Annotated in this window: 12 protein-coding genes; 3 read left to right on the top strand and 9 right to left on the bottom strand. The window is 57.9% G+C overall.

Annotated elements, in window-relative coordinates; genetic code table 11:
- Window positions 1-58: 58 nt before the first annotated feature.
- The 4 genes from ACERK3_11135 to ACERK3_11120 form a co-directional block, all read right to left on the bottom strand.
- Entirely contained in the window at window positions 59-2,833 is a 2,775-nt protein-coding gene (locus ACERK3_11135) for a DUF4838 domain-containing protein (GenBank protein ID MFA9478847.1), read from the bottom strand.
- Window positions 2,834-2,905: 72 nt separating this feature from the next.
- Window positions 2,906-5,326: a DUF4838 domain-containing protein gene (locus ACERK3_11130; GenBank protein ID MFA9478846.1), complete on the bottom strand. Its 2,421-nt coding sequence runs from the start codon at window positions 5,324-5,326 to the stop codon at window positions 2,906-2,908.
- A 90-nt stretch (window positions 5,327-5,416) separates the two neighbouring features.
- Window positions 5,417-6,139 carry a prepilin-type N-terminal cleavage/methylation domain-containing protein gene (locus tag ACERK3_11125; GenBank protein MFA9478845.1) on the bottom strand — a complete coding sequence of 241 codons (723 nt, stop codon included), beginning with the start codon at window positions 6,137-6,139 and terminating at the stop codon, window positions 5,417-5,419.
- A gap of 58 nt (window positions 6,140-6,197) precedes the next feature.
- On the bottom strand, window positions 6,198-7,226 hold the full coding sequence (locus ACERK3_11120) for a LacI family DNA-binding transcriptional regulator (GenBank protein MFA9478844.1): 1,029 nt from the start codon (window positions 7,224-7,226) through the stop codon (window positions 6,198-6,200).
- Window positions 7,227-7,730: 504 nt separating this feature from the next.
- On the opposite strand from ACERK3_11120, the gene ACERK3_11115 reads away from it, so the two are divergent.
- The 3 genes from ACERK3_11115 to ACERK3_11105 all read left to right on the top strand — a co-directional run bounded on the left by ACERK3_11115 (window position 7,731) and on the right by ACERK3_11105 (window position 10,176).
- Window positions 7,731-8,621, top strand: coding sequence for a LamG domain-containing protein (locus ACERK3_11115; GenBank protein MFA9478843.1), 891 nt, complete (start codon window positions 7,731-7,733; stop codon window positions 8,619-8,621).
- A 149-nt stretch (window positions 8,622-8,770) separates the two neighbouring features.
- Entirely contained in the window at window positions 8,771-9,088 is a 318-nt protein-coding gene (locus tag ACERK3_11110; protein ID MFA9478842.1) for a hypothetical protein, read from the top strand.
- A 38-nt stretch (window positions 9,089-9,126) separates the two neighbouring features.
- Window positions 9,127-10,176: an integrase core domain-containing protein gene (locus ACERK3_11105; protein ID MFA9478841.1), complete on the top strand. Its 1,050-nt coding sequence runs from the start codon at window positions 9,127-9,129 to the stop codon at window positions 10,174-10,176.
- A gap of 70 nt (window positions 10,177-10,246) precedes the next feature.
- On the opposite strand, the gene ACERK3_11100 is transcribed toward ACERK3_11105, so the two are convergent.
- The 5 genes from ACERK3_11100 to ACERK3_11080 all read right to left on the bottom strand — a co-directional run bounded on the left by ACERK3_11100 (window position 10,247) and on the right by ACERK3_11080 (window position 18,428).
- The gene (locus tag ACERK3_11100) at window positions 10,247-11,560 is read right to left on the bottom strand and encodes an enolase C-terminal domain-like protein (protein MFA9478840.1); all 1,314 of its coding nucleotides are present in this window, start codon (window positions 11,558-11,560) and stop codon (window positions 10,247-10,249) included.
- A gap of 32 nt (window positions 11,561-11,592) precedes the next feature.
- Window positions 11,593-12,792, bottom strand: a complete 1,200-nt coding sequence (locus ACERK3_11095) for a Gfo/Idh/MocA family protein (protein ID MFA9478839.1) — start codon at window positions 12,790-12,792, stop codon at window positions 11,593-11,595.
- 32 nt (window positions 12,793-12,824) lie between these two features.
- Window positions 12,825-13,190, bottom strand: coding sequence for a M55 family metallopeptidase (locus ACERK3_11090; protein ID MFA9478838.1), 366 nt, complete (start codon window positions 13,188-13,190; stop codon window positions 12,825-12,827).
- Entirely contained in the window at window positions 13,181-13,624 is a 444-nt protein-coding gene (locus tag ACERK3_11085) for a M55 family metallopeptidase (protein MFA9478837.1), read from the bottom strand. The genes ACERK3_11090 and ACERK3_11085 overlap by 10 nt, the downstream gene beginning before the upstream one ends.
- Window positions 13,625-13,865: 241 nt before the next feature.
- Window positions 13,866-18,428, bottom strand: a complete 4,563-nt coding sequence (locus ACERK3_11080; GenBank protein ID MFA9478836.1) for a beta-galactosidase trimerization domain-containing protein — start codon at window positions 18,426-18,428, stop codon at window positions 13,866-13,868.
- Window positions 18,429-18,527 lie beyond the last annotated feature (99 nt).

Raw genomic sequence — 18,527 nt, 5'->3', positions numbered from 1 at the left:
TGGTGGGCCAAGGCAAATAGGTGTGGCTGGACTGCAGCGGACATGGAGCCTGTAGCCGTCAGTCTCGCAGTCCAGATGGCACACTTGTCTGCCTTGGCAGCGCGGCAGGGTCGACGGCCAGAAAATCTGGCAGCGGATCCATGAATTCAATAAACACGTCACTGAACGTACCCTCACTGGCTGGCTCGATGCGCAAGGCCCATAGCTCGTCCTGCGACGATGGCTCTCGGCTGACCGAGAAACGATGTGGCTCATTGCCGTGAATGCCATCACGCACCTCGACCGTCCGCCCCTGCGCATCGATCAACGATGCTTTTGAAAACGTCGAGCTCTTACCGCTGACTTCAATTTCAAACGAAGCTAGTTCTGCCGGCACGCGAAAGTAAAGTTTGCCCCCGTACCGGAACAGGTTCAAACGGTTTCGCGTGCTGCGCGGCTCGTTGCTTGCGTCGCCAGCCAGGCTGCGTCCGATCAGTGCCAATGGACGATCCGCTTCAACGATGCTTGCATTGCCATTCCATCGCATGGCGGTGTGAATAGTGATCGTGCCGACCTCCTCGGCAACCACACGCACGTGATCAGTCTCATCGGACTTTACAAGACCGGTTGCGATGACCTCACCCGAAGCGTTGACCACCCCGTAAGGCAGTGCGTCCTGGTAGTTGCCAATCTGATAACAGGTGATCTTGAGATTGACCGCCTGCCCCGCTTCAAGATGCAGGGCATAATTGGCGTTTCCGCGGACAATTATCGCGTGGTCAGGTATACTGTCATGCGGTTCGAACCCGGCCGGCTCGAGGGATGGAATCGCCCTGCGTGTGGCCGCAACAAAATCTACGCTTTGTTCGATGCGCTGAAATCCCCGTTGCCCCTGCCAACTGGCGTTTTCAACGTCCGCCGCCCAATTCAGGTCCGCAATATTCATGCCTTCAACCTGCCGACGGAACGAAATCAACTTATTCAGCACGTCGTGCCGACGTGCGGACGATGTCGATTCATCTTCAAACACCGCCGCCACCGCAACGACTTTGCGAACGTGAGCCAACCCTTGACGCAGGAAATCCACGCGAGCAGCGTAGTCGTCGTTCGCGCTGTCACGCACCGCCGCCTCGGCAGCATCAAGTATCGTCGCCGCTTCGTTAAGTACACGGGCAGGATAAAGATCGGGCATGATCCGCGCGAAGTGGAATCGGCGGTTCAAGTCCATCGCCTCCACCAGATGCAAAAGGCGCACGCGCTGCCGGGTGGTGTGAGCCTCCCAATAGTCGAAATACTCGCGTACATGCGAAGCGGCGGGCCCGAACGCCTGGTAATACTCATCCAGTAGCGTGTCCGCGGGTAAGCTCGGATGGGAGTGCATGCGCATCAATAGGTAGAGGTTGGGCGCCTGGGTCGCCCACTGACCGGTCAACGTATCGAAATCGGTGGCGATCATGTTATTTTCAGAAACGAAGCTGAATATGTCCGCAAACTGCCTGGCGTAAATATACGGAGCGATGTATCCGTCGAGAAACCAGTTCGGCCGATAGAACAAGGTTGCTCCCGTGTCGGCCCAGCCTTTCCATTGCTCCTTGACCCAGGCCTGTGTCTCCGGTGCGCGGGGGAACCAGCCGTCGTGCAACCCCCACGGGCAAAACCCGACAATGATGTTTGAGTTCAACTGCACGTCAGATGAAGGCGCTGTGAAATAGTTCAAGTACGCATACGTCGTCATCACCACGTCGGGATCGACTTCGACAGCACGTTCATAAATCGCTTGTGCAAATCGTGCGTACCGCGTACTGGCGCTGAACGGCTCATACGCTCCGCGTACGCCCTTTGGAATTGATCTGATATTTGGTTGCGGACTGTCCCAGGCTTTGCAGTCACTACAGGTGCAGTAGGCGCGTAGGTCGTTTTCGCAGATATTCAGCGTGTGATCGTCGACTTGCGAAGCACGCTCTGCTTCCCAGCGGCGTATGATTTCTCGATGAAGCTCCGTGTTGGAGACACACATCGAGGTTCGTCCGCCTCGTCGGCCGTCGGGGCCGCGCGAGCCATCTTCCAGCAACATGAACCATTCGGGGTGCTCTTCGCCGTACTCATCCCACCAGTTGCTGAAGGCGTGGCCGTATGGACGACGTCCCTGGAAAAAGCCCTCGGCAGATCGGCCCATCCGGTGTCGACGCATGAACACGCCCAGATCGCGATAGTAGTTCCTCGCCCCATCATGGCTGAATCCGAGCCCGGGCTGCGCGGGGCGTTCGTTCCAACGCACACGACGCCGTTCGAGTTGCGGCCGACCTTTGACATTCATCTCCGGCACATGAACCGACGTTCGCTCAGGCACGAACGTGCCAAGATCGCCCGGCCAAAGCCAACGCACCTCCAGCACCTGCTCCAGTAACTCGTACACGCCCCAGAGCGTGCCACTGTGCGTGGTGCGCTCACTTAGGGGGTCGCCAGGTCCGTCGTGCCCAGCGATGATCAACTGCCCATCGCCACTTTGCAGCACGAATACTTCTGATTCCAGGGCTTCAAGCTCAAGGCCTGCCTCGTCGGCCTTGCGCGTCATGCCGATGTATACGCGCGACATCTGAGGATCAACGTCCGACGCGTCCGATTCGCGATGGACTGCCAGACGAACGCCCGTTGCCTGCTCGACATGATAAATCAGTTCATCAGCGGCATATTCAGGAATCGGCAGCGCATCGTCAGGCAACACCACGACAGCCTTCGCATGGCCCTCCACAACGATCGGCGTGTCTGCGTGTGCAGCGATCGGCCAAAGGGCCCACAGAAACAAGGTTGCTGAAAGCAGCAGCGCGCGATTCATGCGATCGATCTGGATCATTCAATTTTCACTTTCGATATCGTGTTGAATCTGGTTGAATTTTCATGTCCCGGGATGCCGGATATAGCTGCCTCAGGGCGATGCGATATGAAACATGCGCACGGGCCGCCAGATGCCGCCACGCCCGCCTGATGCATGAACCTGCACGACGATCGTGTTCGTTTCACCCGCTTTCAGATTCGATGCGGGGATGGTGAAAGGTTGATCCCAGATGGCCTCTGGCGTACGGCCGGTGGAGGCGCTGGTGTGTTCGCCGACAAGCTCACCGTTGATATACACCCATGCCTGCTCATCTACCCCGTCGAATTCGAGCATGGCAGACCGAACGTCAACATCCTCTGGCAGATCAATGCGCGCACGGTACCAGCCGTAGCCGTGATAGCCTTGCTCCCACCACTCGCCGATATCTTTGGACGACCATCCATCATCATCAATTTCCACAGCGAACCATTGTTCAGCCTCACCCTGAGCATCCGGATCTTTACGGAAGCGCCATGTCTTGGGAATGACATCGAGATACGTGTACATGTCCGCATACGCGTCCGCCGTGGGCCATTCCCAGCCAAGCAACGTCCAGTAGCGTGCATCGTGACGGGTTGTGTTCAGTACGTTCACTGCCAACGGATATGTCAGATAGATTCGACGCAACGTATCGAGACGGTGATTCAAGAGGTCGTTGATCGCCGGATCGCTCGCTGCCCGGAAGTTGCGGAAATGCTCATTGAGCACAATAAATGACTCGGCTTGAACTTCCGCGTAATCAAGCCCGGCTTCCAGAAAGTCGATGCGCTCGCGAATGGTTTCATCGCCTGATGTCGCATCCCTTGCCTGTTCCAGTAGCAAGCGTCCCTCCGGAATGAATCTGAGATATGCCTTCGGTCCGTCAGCGACAAACGCGTCACGCGTATTGCCATAATATCTGCTTATATTGGATGCGGCGAACTCATTCGTCAGCGCTTCGATCTTATCGAGGTACTGTTCAATATAATTTGCGGCAGGGCCAAATCCGGCCTCGCACCAATCGCGAATCACATCATCGACGTTCTGGTCCGGGTCCCACAGCATCTGACTGAGCACATAGTAGTTGATGCCGTGCGTGGCCCAATGAAACACGTTGGCGTCGAAATCGGTGGTCAACATGCCGTTGTCAGCAAACAAGCGGATATCTTCAGCCAACTTGCGAGCATAGTTCAGCGGAAAGCCGTGGCCCGAGTGCAAAAGGTTCGGCCGCCAGCCCAGTCTCGTCGCCCCCATTTCCCGCCATCCCACCCAGATGTCACGAAGTTCCTCGCGATATGCATCGCTGAGGTAGCCGCCTGCTGCCAATTCAATGTAAAGGTTCGGATGAACTTTGCGCTTAACCGGCGGGTGCGTGTACTCCTGATAGGCAAATGTTCCAAGCGTCGCATCAGGATGCTCAGCCGACACCCGTTCGGCAATGCGATTAAAGAAATGGAGATATCGATCGGTCAACGAGTGGTACTCGCCCCAGAAAGGGATTTCGAGTTGCTTGCCCGGCACGTCGAGCGCCTTGCAGTTCTCGCACATGCAATGCGGCTCGCCAACACCATCGTTGGGTGCAATATTGATCGAATCGCGCGTGGTATTACGCCACTCTTCAATCTTTACATGCGAGATTTTGTCAACCAGTTCATCATTACTCAGGCATAAATGAGCCTGGGCCGGCCGAACAGCTTCACGGCTGCCGTCCGGCCCCATGGCGAACCACTCAATGTGATCGTTCGCATACCGATCGTACCAGCGCGTGTAAGCATGGCTGGCGGTATAGTTGGTTCGCCGACCCATTCGCTGCGCTCGGTACCAGTTGCCGGGATTATGAACGCGATCACCCCGATATGCATATTCGCGTAATAGCTCTTCATACAGACCGAATGGCAAACCTAGTCGCGTCGCCTGGTGAGACAAATTGGCCATGTCACTCGGATGCAGCCCGGGATGTGTGCTTCGCACATGACGCTTTTCGATGCGCGGCTGAAAACGATAGTCGATGTCACCCATGTCGATTCGATCCAGGTTCGGAACAACCGTCCCCAACTCGCCAGGCCAAAGCCACCTTACACCGCAATACCGTTCGAGAAATTCGTAAGCCGCGAACACCGTACCTTCATATGCCTGTTTGCCCTGATCGCCCTCATCGCCGCCTTGAATCATAAGTCGATCCCCCACGGAGCGGATGAGGATTTCCTCCGGCTCCAGTTCGAGAGGCTCGCTCAATGATGTGCGCCCAACCAGTATTAGGGGCGCGTCGTCGTCGCCGGTAAACTCAGAATCCAGCCGTACTGGAATTGATACGTTCAGTATTTCAGACAAATACTTTTTTAATATCTCGGCGGCATCGCGAACGGGGGCTTCGGCTTGCTCTGAAACAACAATGCTCGCGCCTCCGCCCGACGTCAGGGTGTATGCTAGACCTGAATACACCGGCATCAGCACCGCAATGCACCACGTAAGCGCGCAGATATACGATCGCATCGATGGAATCCTTCCGCAGTATGAAATTGTCGTATCAGTCAAATAGGTAGGATGACTCGGCGGTTTATGCGTCTCGCAAGCCGAACGAGGTCAATTCGAATATGTTCCGCCAAACCAGAAGCGGCGAGATACCGGAAAGTCCAGCCAGGGCCTGTCGTTTAAATGCTCAATGGCGTAATCAAAGGTGGTGGATTCGGCATGACCATCAAGGTAAACCACATTCAGACTCTGGCTATGCAGGGGATCAGCGCGCCCGATTGTCTGGCTCACGATGGCTGCGTAACTGGTACGTGGGTTGATCCACCACTGATTGCCTAACTGGCTATAATCGCTGGACGGTGCTCCGTCTGTAAAAAATGCCAGGTCGCTCGGCGACTGTACGTCATCCATGCGCGACGGTCCTCGCGAATCATGGTATACATCACTAACGTCCGTGACATACTGATTCACCGAATAGTTCGCATGATAGAAACCAAATCGTGTCGGTAGAATCTGCTGCATCGTCTGGCAAGTGAATATCGTATCTGTGCTGTCATTGGTTGTCGGAGGTTCCGTGAGGCCCGCATACGGTGCGAGCCAATTGTTCCATACCGAGCGAAACCACTTACCATCGTTATCATCCAGGTACATGTAGCCGGCGAGATGAATCTGGCGCAACTGGCTGGCGCACTGGATGCGTCGAGCGCTTTCTCGGGCACTGGAAAGTGCGGGCAACAAAAGTGCGATCAAAACAGCAATAATCGATATCACAACGAGCAACTCAATTAATGTGAATGCGATATTATGACGATTCATGATTTGATAATTGCACATGACAGAATTCTCGGCAAAAGGGGCGAATGGTCACAGTTTCGACCGAAACAGCATACAATTACGTTGTATGATGCTCAGCAATGTAGCTTTCAATCGTGACTTTGATTTCGCGGATGGGCAACTTCTTTTCCATCATCTGCGCGAGCACACACGGCGCGAAGCTTGCCATTTTTTCAATGTCATATCCAACGGAGGTAATCCGGTTTCCTGAAGATACCACGCTGCTGACATTATCAAAGCCGACTACCGCCACATCGCCAGGAACACGCAGACCCGCCGGCTCGAGAATGGCGATCGTGTTGCGGGCGACGGCGTCGGTCACGCAGAAAACAGCGGTGGTTTTCGTTTTGCGCACTGCTTCAACAATCGATTGGCCGTCCACCTCATCTGTGCCGCCAGCGCCGCCGACGCCCGTTTCTTTGATGGTGAGTTCGAGCCCATATTCCGCACAAGCTTCGGCAAACCCTTCGGCTCGCTGTTGCAATGAGATGGAGACGCTGTCTTGGTCATCGACCATGGCGACCTGTTTATGACCGCGGCTGGCGAAAAACTCGGCAACCTGCCGGCCCGCGTCGTAATGATCCACCGAGATACTGCTGCATCCCTTGATTGCAGGCGAACTGCCGAGCACAACCTGCGGTATGTTGTTTTTCGCCGCGTATTCGGTATAGCCGTCGCTCGGGGTGGCCTTCAGAAAGATCAGCCCGGCAATGCTGTCATCATCAATCATTTGCCGAAAAAACGGATCCTGTTCGACGTGATCCATCGCTGCCAGAACGCTGACAGGCGACTTCTGCGCTTTCAATTGCTTTCGGATGCTGAAGAGATACTTGGCTTGGAGATCGCTGAGCGTTCCATCGCGTCGAAGGCTGCTGGCGGGATAGACCACGCCGATGGTTGCCGCGGGGATTGCGTCAGATGAACCGTTCTCACCGTCGAGTTGACGGAACCGATACCCCAGTTCGCTGGCAAGCTGTTTGATGCGTCGCCGGGTCTCCGGCTTCACGCCCTTGCGGTTGTTGATTGCAAGGGAGACGGTGCTTGGGGACACCTTGGCTTGCTGAGCAATGTCGGCCAGAGTCGCCATCTTGCACCTTTCACACGTGAAACGCCCACCATGAACCCAAGCACAGCTGACTATCAGACTCCAGAGTAGCGTGCCGAGAAAACATGTCAATGGTTTAATTCAAGAAATTCGATCAATTTTGAGTCCCATGCAATACCCCAATCGGGGCGAGACTATCCGCGATACCACCCAAATAGCATAAAATCCTTGTATTAAACACGGGATCGGGAAAAGTGAAAATTTCCTTGACGCCCTCCGCCCCCTTTGCCATAATGAGTGATAATTCAAGTTTTTCATTATATAATCGAATTACTTTAGATTTTATTCGATTTCAGGGCGGGACGACTATCGCGGGTGCCTGCACACCAATGGGGGGAGGAGCTTGGCACAGCATCCGGCTGAACCGGCTCGCTTAATGATCGGTCGGGATGCTTGAAACTTCCCTGCCTTTGTTTCCAAATCGTCGTGATATTGGCCTTGTGACGTTTACTTGCACTTGAACCATCATTTTGAAGGAGGAACAGTATGGCTACAACCAACCAGTTCGGAAAATGGGCTCTGTCAGCCGGCGTGTCATGTGCGCTGCTTGCAAGCGTTGTCGCTGACTCGGCCGATGCTTCCACGATCGGATACTGGCGTTTCGGCGACAACCCGAACGAGCCTGGTTCGTTGGTCGCGGACTCGGGGCCGAACGAGCTTGATCTGGCATTGGCCGGGGGTGCGCCGTTGCCCACACAGGTTACCTTGCCCGCCACCGGCCCGGGCAGCGCGTTCCCGCAAGCGGTGCCGTTGACGCAGGACAGCAACACGCAGGCGGCCAGCTTCGACGGCGGGGGGTATTTCAGCCTTTCTGACACGAGTGACTTCGAAATCACGAATCAGATGACCATTGAAGCCTATGTCAATCGCAGTTCAATGGTTGGAACTCGGTTTCTCGCCGCTCATAACACAACCTCAGGAAACAATCGAAGCTGGTTTTTCGGTGTAACCAACGCAGGCCAGTTGCGATTCGGCAGCAGTGCAGACGGTGTTGGGAGCACTAACCAGAACAGCACATTCGCGTCTGAAGATACGCTTGAAGCAGGAAAGGATTACTATGTGGCGGCGGTGTACAACGCCGGCACGGTCACGTTCTGGGTGCAGAACCTGACGGATGATGGCGAACTGGCCAGCAGTGTGGTGACCGGTTATGAAGCCTCCTTATATGATGCAGACAGCACTTTTCTAATCGGCAACTGGAACAACGGGTCAGCGACTTCGTGGGAGGGGCTGATCGACGAGGTGCGACTGTCGAACACAGCGTTGAATGAAAACCAGTTGTTGGCCGTACCCGAGCCGGCCAGTCTGGCACTACTCGGCGCGGGCGGCCTGCTTGTCCTGACGCGGCGTAAACGGCGTGGGCAGACGACCGCTTGAGGGCTGAATCACAACCGTGCACGCGGCAGACTCTTCAGGGAAGAGTTTGCCGCTTGCGTCATATGGAAACGCCTCCATCGAACCGCTAAAGCTATTTACAGAAGAATCAGATCGAAGCCGAGGTTGACAGGGCCTGATGGATGCTCTCGATGCGGGTCGCCCATGCCGGGGTGCAACTCATCACCTCAATCAATGCATCAGCTTACACGGCGACCGCCACCGCGCCTGATAAAGCGCCTAAAAATAAAAAAGAACCCTTTTCAACAGCCTTTAAACGACGATATGAAAAGTGGAGTGGATTTTCGAATCCCGCCCTCCCTGTGCGCAACCGGCCTGTGACGAACATGACGAACCAGAGAACTTTTTTGGCCGCTCAAAGTCGCGGAGGGCTGGCTTCGGCCATGGCTGATGCCGATGCCTCTCCTGTCGCCGTCACGCCCGGTTCCGGCGGTGTTCGGAAACTATGACACCCGCCACAGAGACGCAAGAGAGGCGATTATACCCGATGCCCAGGTTGTTCCATCCGCTCTTGAAGATGATCACCCATGCCACCCACCGCGAGCTGGCTGGCCAAGTGCAGTACCTCAAGGTCGAGAACGAGATCCTGCGCAGCAAGCTGCCCAAGCGGATCACGGTGACCCCGGCGGAAAAGGCCCGGCTGGTCAAGTTCGGCAGGAAGGTGGGCAGCGCCATCCGCGAGTTGATCACCATCGTGACGCCACGCACCTTCGCCCGGTGGGTGAGCGGTGGCGCCAGCAAGCCAGGGGCATCGAAGCGCAAACCCGGCCGGCCGCGCACGTCGGAGGAGATCCGGGACATCATTCTCCGAATCGCCGAGGAAACGGGCTGGGGCTATACGAGAATTTTGGGCGAACTCAAGAAGCTGGGCATCCACAGCGTCGGCCGTACCACCGTGCGCAAGATCCTGATCGAAGCGGGGCACGATCCCGGCCCTACCCGCGGCGAGGGCACATGGGATGAGTTCCTCAAGATTCATGCCAAGACCTTGTGGGCCACGGACTTCCTGAGCAAGAAGGTGTGGACGCTCGGCGGCCTGGTCGACTACTACATGGTGTTCTTCATCAACGTCGAGACGCGCCGCGTGATCATGAGCGCCGCCACGGCACATCCGACCAATGACTGGGTGACGCAGCAGGCGCGGAACTTCGTGATGGAGGCGGAGGAGCAGGGCTTCGAGATTAGGCACGTGATCCACGACTGTGACACGAAGTACACGCAGCGGTTCGATCGGGTGTTCGAGTCAGACGGTGTTGAAGTGCACCAGGTCGGGCCGGCCCAGCCGAACATGAATGCGTTCGCGGAACGGTTTGTGCAATCGATCCAGCAGGAAGCGTTGGACCACTTCGTCGTGCTGGGCGAGAAGCATTTGAATCACATTGCCAACGAATATCTTGTCCATTATCACGAAGAACGGCCACATCAAGCCTTGGGCAACGCGCCGCCGGTGGAACTGAAGGTGGCACAGGATGGCGAGGTGGTGTGTCGCGAGCGGCTGGGTGGGCTGCTGCGCCACTATCACCGGAAGGCGGCGTAAGGCGATCATGTTGTGCACGTATTGTTCAAAAATAAGGTGACCGCGAACGAGAGCGATCGGGATCACCCGGCTACGGCATCACCTGCCCACCGAGCCCCACCGTCGTGGGTGCGGGCAGTTGGTGCATCCCGTTGCGGACGCGAAACAGATCGGGATAGCGGTCGAGCCAGTCGGCGTTGGCGGCCGGGGTGAACTGGGGCGAGTTCAACTCGACGCCGTTCATCGTCGGCACGCGTGCCGCAAACAACGCGGCATGCAACGCGCTCAAGCCCGGATTGGTCAGGTCCTGCAACGACATCGCCATGCCGTGCTGCTGAGCCCACGCCGCGGCGACCAGCGCAAAACTGTGCCCTTTGCATGTCTTCATCGCAAAGCCCGACCAGCCCTGCTCGCGGGCCAACTTCATCGAGTCCAGCGTCATCAGCCCCTCGTCCACCATCACCGGCTTGCGGGCCGCGACGGGCGACCAATCAAACGCATGCTTTTGAATATCCCGCCCGGTCGGTTGCTCGATCATCTCCAATGCGCTGCAGGCGTCGCGGTCGATCGCGGTCAGGCGATCGAGAAATTCGAGCACGCTCGCCGCGTCGGGATTCGCTTCGTTCGAATCAATGGTCAGGCGCGGCTGATTGATGCCCCAGTCTCGGGCGGCGCGGTACACCTCGGCGACGCGATGGGCGTCCTCGTCCGCATCCCGGCCCATGATCTTGAGTTTGAACGCGAAGTAGCCATGCTTTTCGATATGCGGGCGAACATCCTGCTCCAGGTCGTCCGCCTTGCCCACGATCCACCAGGCCGGGCTGTGCGTGCGCGGCGGCGCGCGGAGCATCTTCCGGATGGCGGCGAAGGTGCGGCCGACACCGCCGAATGCCGTGTCGGCCTCCGGCAAAGGTTGATCGGCCGCGTAGAGATCGAACGCGCTGACGCCCAGCGCCTGCCCCACGGCATCGTGCACCGCCGCATCGAAGATGCTTGCGCATACACACCGCGCCAGTGCCGGGGGTGTGGCCGGCTCGATCGTCGGCGTCTGCTCGATCGCGTCGTGGTGCAGCCGAAGGCCGATGGCCAGCGGATGCGCCGGTTGATCGCTGATCCGTGGCAGACGCTCCGCAACGTGATGGCAATACGCCCGCATGGCCGCGTCACGGTCCGCGTGTACCACTGCCGGGTCCGGCCAGGCCCATAAGTCACTGAGATAGATACAGCCGCGTCCCTCGGCCTCAATCTCCCCCACGCGCACACGCACCACCGCGTCGGCCTGTGTGATTGACGCGATCGGCCCGGTGCTCAGCACCAGTGGCCGCACGAACGGCTGATGGGATAACGCTACACGGGCTTCGCGTACCTGAGCGAGGCCGGCCACTTGAAGTGCCTGATCGGGCATGTATCACCTTTCGGGGAATTCACTCGGCCCGACTATGCCGTCGGCGGACCAAGCGTTTCGACGAGCACCGGCTTGCCTTGACGGGCTGATTGGATCGCCGCGATCGCGACCTGCGTCGCACGCACCGCCTCGTCCACGCCGCACACCATCGGTCCCTGGCCAGTCACCTCCGCCACGAAACGGTGCAGGTGATGGGCATGCCCCTTGTCAGGCTCGGCGGTGAACTGCTGCAACGGATCGCCCGCCGCTGCAGCTTCTTCGCAGGCCGTCCGCTTCTTCGCCAGCCAGCCAGACAAGCCGCCTTCCGTGCCGACAGATGAATGGCGATCGTTGAGCATTGCATACGTCTTGTGCGGCGGCGCATCATCAATGCCCACCGTCCGCACCTCCAGCATGTGATCGACCGCCACCGCCGCCCCCTGGCCGAACACCTCGTACAGCTCCTTGGGATAGCCGAACGTGCCGTTGGCGAACATGCCGATCGTCGCTATCGCGCCGTTGCGGTAGCGGATCACCACGCCGCTGTTGAGCATGCCCGAGTCCAAGGCCGTCACCACCTCCGGCTCATCATCCATAAACCAGTTGCACATATCGGTAAAGTGCGTCATCTCAAAGAGCATCGGGCCGTGAGGCGCCTGCTCCTTGTCGAACACCCAGTTTTTCCACGAATGCCAGTCATCATTGACCCGTACGCTCATGCCCGGCACGCCCTCCTCGGCCAGCCCCATGCGCGGGGACTCGCGCTCCCATCGCCAGGGCACGGCGGTCGGGTTTTCCATGTGCTGGCGGAAGATCTGGTGTGCTTCGATCATGGCCGGGGCACTGCGACGGTTGTGTCCGATGCAGAAGGGAATGCCGGCGTCGCGGACGATCTGCTGAATCTGGTAGCTTTCCTCCAGCGAACGGGCCATCGGCTTTTCCACGTAGATCGGCTTGCCCGCCTCCGCCGCAGCGCGGATCACCGGCAGCCGCAACCGCTCCGTGGCGGCGAGCACGATCAACTCGACATCCGGGTCACGCACGACCGGCGCGAAGTCCGTGCTCGTATAGGCCGGGCTGAAACGCGCCTGACACGCCGTCAACGTCTCGTCCGAGACATCACAACACGCCTGCAATGAAAGCTGCGGCGCGGCCACGATATTCGGCAGATGCTGACTCTGCGCCAGCGCCCCGCAACCGATGACGGCGATGCGAATCGGACGGGTCTGAGGCACGATAGTGGGGGCTTGCATGGGAAGGTCCTTGCATTTCGTTCAGGAGGGGTTCAAGGCCAGCGGAAACTGCCGTCATCGATCGGGTCTTCCTGGTAGTGACCGTACGACGTGCTGTTCACCGCTTGATGAAAGGTCTCCCACAGGTCGGCGCCCTCCACGTCCTGGTCGAACAGGCGCTGCGCCGGGTCGCGATTGCTGATGTTCAACCGGTAAGGGCCCGGAATCGTGTAAGGCTTGATCTTCTGAATCTCGCCCAGCGCTGCGGCCACGGCTTCGCCGATGCGCTGCCGGGCTTCCACCGGCGCCAGGGAGCAGGCGTTCTGCGCGGCGATGCCGGTTTTCACTGCAGCGGTATGGATGCCGGGAATCTTTTCACGCACTTCGGCGCAGATCTTGTCGTCGCCGGTCACCAGCACCGTCGCACCCCTTTGGTGCCTGCCAACGCAGCGGCCATGGTGGTCTCGCTGAGCTTGAGCCCGTCGTTGACATGCCACATCGAGTGGGGACACACCGACGCCGGCGTCCCGGCCATGGCATGCTGGCCGACGCAGATCATCGCGTCGAAGGTTTCATCCAGTTGCGACAGCCAGGCATCGAAGTACCCCGGTCGGCCGTGAATGATCCGGCAACCGGCGGGCAGACGCTCGAAGTCGACGCTGTGGCAGGGCCCATGGGCGTCGTTGATGTAGATTTCGCTCGCGCCGGCATCCAGCGCCGCTTCGCAGGCGGCCACCACTTCGCCGGTGAATAGCGCATTCATCCGATGGGTGTGCTCGCGGTTGGCCGAACGGTCCATGTCCCGCTGGCCGTAGAACACCCAGCCGGCCACGCCCTCTACGTCGGTGTGCATGTAAAGCTTCATTGGGTAACCGCTTTCCCTGTTGACACCACGTTATCGTTGCAACGACTATACAACTCCTTGCTTTGACGCAATGGAGAATCGTTGTCGTGTACAAGTGGCCTCGTGTCTGACACGAGCTATCACAGAAGGAGCACTGGCGCATGTACTGCCAGAGTCGCTTCCGTATGGGAGACAACGCTCTGCCTGTATTGAATGGGACAACTGGTTGACAGCGAGCACTATGACCACATCAACCGCCCGAAACAAGCTCGAGTTCACGAGTCGTAGTTTTGCCAGTTGCGGCATCACGAACGATGATTATCCATGTTCCCGCCGGATCGTTGACCGCGAAGGGAATCGTTGACTCGCCCACACCATCCGCATCACAGTCGACGTTATGCGAATACATGCGATATGGCTCGTCACTGTTCGGCGGAATGGCTTGCACGTGAACGACATGCCGATCACCAGTGCCTTCCGAAACGCCAACATTGATCGTCAATCGAGCCGATTGACCTGCCTCGACCGACGCGGGGCCTTCCACATCAAGGGAAACGATGCGGTACGGCAAGAGTGCGAACAAGTGTGGATAGCCACGCTTCAGTGTGATTCGCCACGTATCGGTCGGCTCATCATCCACAAGCTCACCCGTTCGCATGTCATACACATACGTCGGCTCATCCAAGCGAACGGTCGCCTCCTCATCGGGAATCGTTCCCATGAAAGCGTCGCGGAAAATATCCTGCTCAATGCCAAGATAGCGCGACGCTCCATTCCTGAACAACGACATTTTGGTATTGCGAGCTGCTCCTCCATTCGCAACCAGTCTTGCGTGCGGACGGACGTTCGATTCACGCAGAAGACTCCCGAACAGTGCCAGAAGCGGATCGGCCTCATGCCTCAGCCGTAACTCACGGACTTGCTTGAACGAAAAGTTCAACATGACAGCCTGTCCGCGCTCATGCTGCCTTCTCAAGACCATCGGCGTATCGTCGGCGGTCAAGAGCGGCTTGGCGTCCGCCACTTTAAGGCTCGGCTCGATCGCGTCCAGCATGATCGACTGACCGCGGACGACAACCTGACGCTCACTTGAGCCTGCCGACAACGCTTCAAGGCCGGCGACTGCGTCTATACCAAACAGATCATTGAGCGGCCGAGCGTCTCTCAACCCCCCGTCCTCCCGCATGATGCCTGTTCGCCCATCAGCGATAACCGTGCCTCCTAGCTGAACAAATTCTCTGACATGCTCAGCCAACTCATCTGACAAGCAGGTCGCCAAAGGCAAAAACAGCACTTCGTATTGATTCAAGGTGTCCGGCTGTTCGATGAGACGGGAAGCGGCCACATGCCGGTAACTGTACCCAAGATCATCCAGCAGCCGAATCACGCCTTCATGATTACGAACCCAGGCCTTGTCGCCCGCGAAGATGGAGCCAGGCGCTACGGATTCCGCAAGCTTGGAGGCAAAAATGTCAATCGGGTTGTATAGAATCGCAATTTTCGAATGATCCCGCTCGGCCTGAACCAGCAGTCGCCCGAGGCCTTGGCGGATCTGCGCAAGCGACGCCGTGAATGTCTCACCGTGTGGCGCCAGCGTCAGGTCGGGGTAAAACGGTGAGGTGTTGTTCCCCCACATCGTCCACCACCATACCGAGTTGTGGCCTTTGAAAAGGTTATGCCATGGGATCGCAGCAAAACCTTCTTCCATGCCTGCAAGGTGATTCTGCCATTCACCGGTGAATGCGTTCTCGCCTGATAGTGAACTGACAATCTCCCCCTGCGGTGGGCGGTGCGAATACACCTGATTCAGATCCAGGTTCCGCGTGAGCCGATCAAAGTCATAGCCGGCCATCCAATGGTAACGCATAAAACCATCGAAACCGACACGCGCGTTTGGATCACGCTTTCGAACAATATCGGCAAAGGCTTCATGCCTGTGGGCGAATGCATGGTCCATGAACACTTTGTGGTCGAACCACGCCACCGCCCGCCCCGGCTCGCCGGCAGCTTCCTCCAGCCATACCGGCGACCCGATATCATCAAAGCGACGATATTCACGATCCCATGCTTCATTCAATGCATCGATCGTTTCATATCGTTCTTCGAGCCAATCGCGAAACGCATCCATCGTTTCGGGATCGTCCGCCACTTCCGAGGGCACGGAACGGAGAATATAGTTTTCATCGCCGAGGGTGTACGCCGCCGGCTGGTATGGTGCTGCCATCCGACTCACATGGTCGACAGCACGCTCGTGTTCGCTGATCCACTGCGCATCGTAAAGGCTCGGTTTTCGTTTGTGATCATCCGTGCCTTCACCGGCGATCCGGGTGATATAAGGAACGGTGCGCATGCCGGTCTCTGCCACTTGAGCAAAAAGCCTCGCTGGCGTATCACCGGTCACCCGGCCGGTCGGCGCACGCATGTGCGGCAGGAGCATGCCTTCGATTCCCAGTTCATTCGCTTTCTGAGCGGCGTGCCTAAGGCTAGGATAGCTTTCAGGCGCGGCCCCCCAGATGACAGCCGAAAATTCGTCATACGGGTATGGCACAGGCCGAGTGAATGCCTGCTGGTGCGTGTAGAGCGGCGTGTCGCCCCGATAAGCCGTCACCTTCAGATGATGCGGTACAGTGATCGGCCGAGAAAGCGTCAACTCCACCACACCTTCCTCGCCAGGATTTTTCTGCTCCTTTTGAGTGACAAGGCGACCAAATACGTCCCCCACTGTCCATACCATCCGATCCGCCGGGCTTTCCTGCCCCGGGTCGAACTTGTACTCGACCTGTAATACGCCTTCGCCAGGAAGGTCGACCAGGGGAACCGCCCCATCGAAACGTTCATCTTTGGGGGCAAAAGATAAACTCCCGAGTTTCGTGTCGCCTTCAACGCGAAGCGCCGTGCTTGCGTAGCCGAGCGACCGCCCCTCGGCGTCTTCAAGGGCAATGTCAACAAAGTAAGCCATCTGGGACGCCGGCAGCGCGGGCACACGTACCCTCGCCTGATCGAGATCAATGCTGCGATGTTCGAGTTTGTATGTCGTTCCGAATTCATCCTGAACACGAACACGAGCGGAAAGCTCATCATGCTCGTTGAGCTTCGAATCCACATCAAGCGACAGGTCCAGCGCCTGGCCTGCGGCAATGCGAGCGTCATGGCTCGCGAAGCGCACATGATGAATCCACTCGCGCCCGGCCGCAGCGGACATCACAACTCCGTGCAGCGCAAGCACCCGGTCCATCGTCACATCCAGCCCGGTTTCATTGATACTTTGCGGCACGAGCGCACTTTGGCGTGCCCCCAACCCCGGCTGGAACACGATCACCTGGCCTTGGCCATATCGGTAAGCGCGAAAGGGTTCGTCCCCATCGGCGTCGGGGTCCTGCCGACGAAGGCCGGGAATGTCACTCCAGGGCATAACGTCCAGAACAGAGGCAAGAATTGAGTCGTCGCGTGTTTCGGTCATCTCATCAGGCCACGCCGCCATGCGGTCCCACCGCGAACGCTGGCCGGTGATCAACAACGTTTTGCCGCTGTAGACCTGCTTGAGAATGGCTTCTCGCACGCGCTCCGGAACGGCGGAACCATCAAGGCCTGCGACGAGAAACAGATCATGATCCGGGTTCGTTGCAACCCGCATCGCTTCACGCTCCGCCACCGGCGTGCCAAGCGTGTCGAGCGTCGGGTGATAAAGCCACCAACTTGTATCTGCCAACGCACTTGGTGTGTCGAAGTAGATGTTCTGCACATCAACATCTAATCGTGCACCGAGTTGCATCGTGTCGTACGCCGTGTATCGAGGGGTCAACAAGCCAATGCTGATCGGGCCGTTCGGCAGTTTCGATGCCCACGGAAATTGCGGATCGGGATCAGCAGCTTCCCATCGCTCGTACTCCCGATTCAAAAGATCGCCACGAACGTCGCGTAGCTGAGCAACGCGTCTTTCGTCGATCGGCAATGTGACCGGCTCTTCGTCGACTTGGCCGAAGTCATATCTCGCCAACGCGCTGGCCATGGCATTTCCATGACGGCGAAAATACAAGCGGGTCTCATCGATTTCCGGCAGATCGGGAGACTCATGAAAAGCAACCGCGAACTGACGCTTGTCCTGGTTGAGTCGCAAATCCACACTCTGGTTGTATCCGCCGATGCTGCGGACAGTGGCGCTATCAAAGCCTTCGTGCGATCCCAGCAACAGGCCCGCCGGCCCCGCGCCCGAGCGCCCTGGGAAAGTGTCTTCAAGAAGCACCCATCGCTCCTTCTGCAAATCAAGCCGATGTGTGCCTTCGGACCGCGTACCCGTCGCGGTGGTCGCTTCACGCTGATGGGGTGCGGAGAATGTCACCGGATAAGCGTTCAACAACATTCGGACCGGGCCGTCTATCTCCTGCTTCAACTCGTAATGGCCGAACATCATGAGCATATCGCTGTCTTTAGCCAGGACGAACCGCGCCACCGCACGAGCCACGGGGGTGTCCCAGACAAATTCAACGGCTGCATCGTCACCGCCTTCACGAATCACCCGAAACTCGGGAACGACTTCCTGAATGTTGTAATCACCGAACGTCCATCGAATGAACCCATGCCGAAACCAGTTCTCCGCCGAGGGCTGGGTGATTCCGAGAGGCAAATAGCCTTGAGCTCTCGGTGCGTGACGCCAAGCGTTTGGATCCGCCTGATCCGGGTTGTCCGGATCACGAACGATATGGTATTGCAGTGTGTAATACGTCACCGCGTTGGACAGCGTGACGTCCAGGTACGTGCCACCTCTGGATGGTGCGGACTCACTGGTGAATACTGCCGCTGCACTTTCGTCCAAAGTAGACTCTGCATGAGCCAACGCGCCAGACAACACAACGCTTACAGCCATAGCCCATGATGCGTATCGATACCTCATCAGTCATCGCCTTTCCTGTAG

The organism is Phycisphaerales bacterium AB-hyl4, from assembly GCA_041821185.1.
Classification (GTDB): domain Bacteria; phylum Planctomycetota; class Phycisphaerae; order Phycisphaerales; family Phycisphaeraceae; genus Natronomicrosphaera; species Natronomicrosphaera hydrolytica.
Note: the sequence above shows the minus strand (reverse complement) of the source record. Positions and strands in the feature narration are given on the sequence as shown.

Bases quoted from the DNA above. Each gene is read 5' to 3' on its own strand.
- ACERK3_11135 (MFA9478847.1), bottom strand. From the start codon at position 2,833: ATGATCCAGATCGATCGCATGAATCGCGCGCTGCTGCTTTCAGCAACC.
- ACERK3_11130 (MFA9478846.1), bottom strand. From the start codon at position 5,326: ATGCGATCGTATATCTGCGCGCTTACGTGGTGCATTGCGGTGCTGATG.
- ACERK3_11125 (MFA9478845.1), bottom strand. From the start codon at position 6,139: ATGTGCAATTATCAAATCATGAATCGTCATAATATCGCATTCACATTA.
- ACERK3_11120 (MFA9478844.1), bottom strand. From the start codon at position 7,226: ATGGCGACTCTGGCCGACATTGCTCAGCAAGCCAAGGTGTCCCCAAGC.
- ACERK3_11115 (MFA9478843.1), top strand. From the start codon at position 7,731: ATGGCTACAACCAACCAGTTCGGAAAATGGGCTCTGTCAGCCGGCGTG.
- ACERK3_11110 (MFA9478842.1), top strand. From the start codon at position 8,771: ATGCGGGTCGCCCATGCCGGGGTGCAACTCATCACCTCAATCAATGCA.
- ACERK3_11105 (MFA9478841.1), top strand. From the start codon at position 9,127: ATGCCCAGGTTGTTCCATCCGCTCTTGAAGATGATCACCCATGCCACC.
- ACERK3_11100 (MFA9478840.1), bottom strand. From the start codon at position 11,560: ATGCCCGATCAGGCACTTCAAGTGGCCGGCCTCGCTCAGGTACGCGAA.
- ACERK3_11095 (MFA9478839.1), bottom strand. From the start codon at position 12,792: ATGCAAGCCCCCACTATCGTGCCTCAGACCCGTCCGATTCGCATCGCC.
- ACERK3_11085 (MFA9478837.1), bottom strand. From the start codon at position 13,624: ATGCACACCGACGTAGAGGGCGTGGCCGGCTGGGTGTTCTACGGCCAG.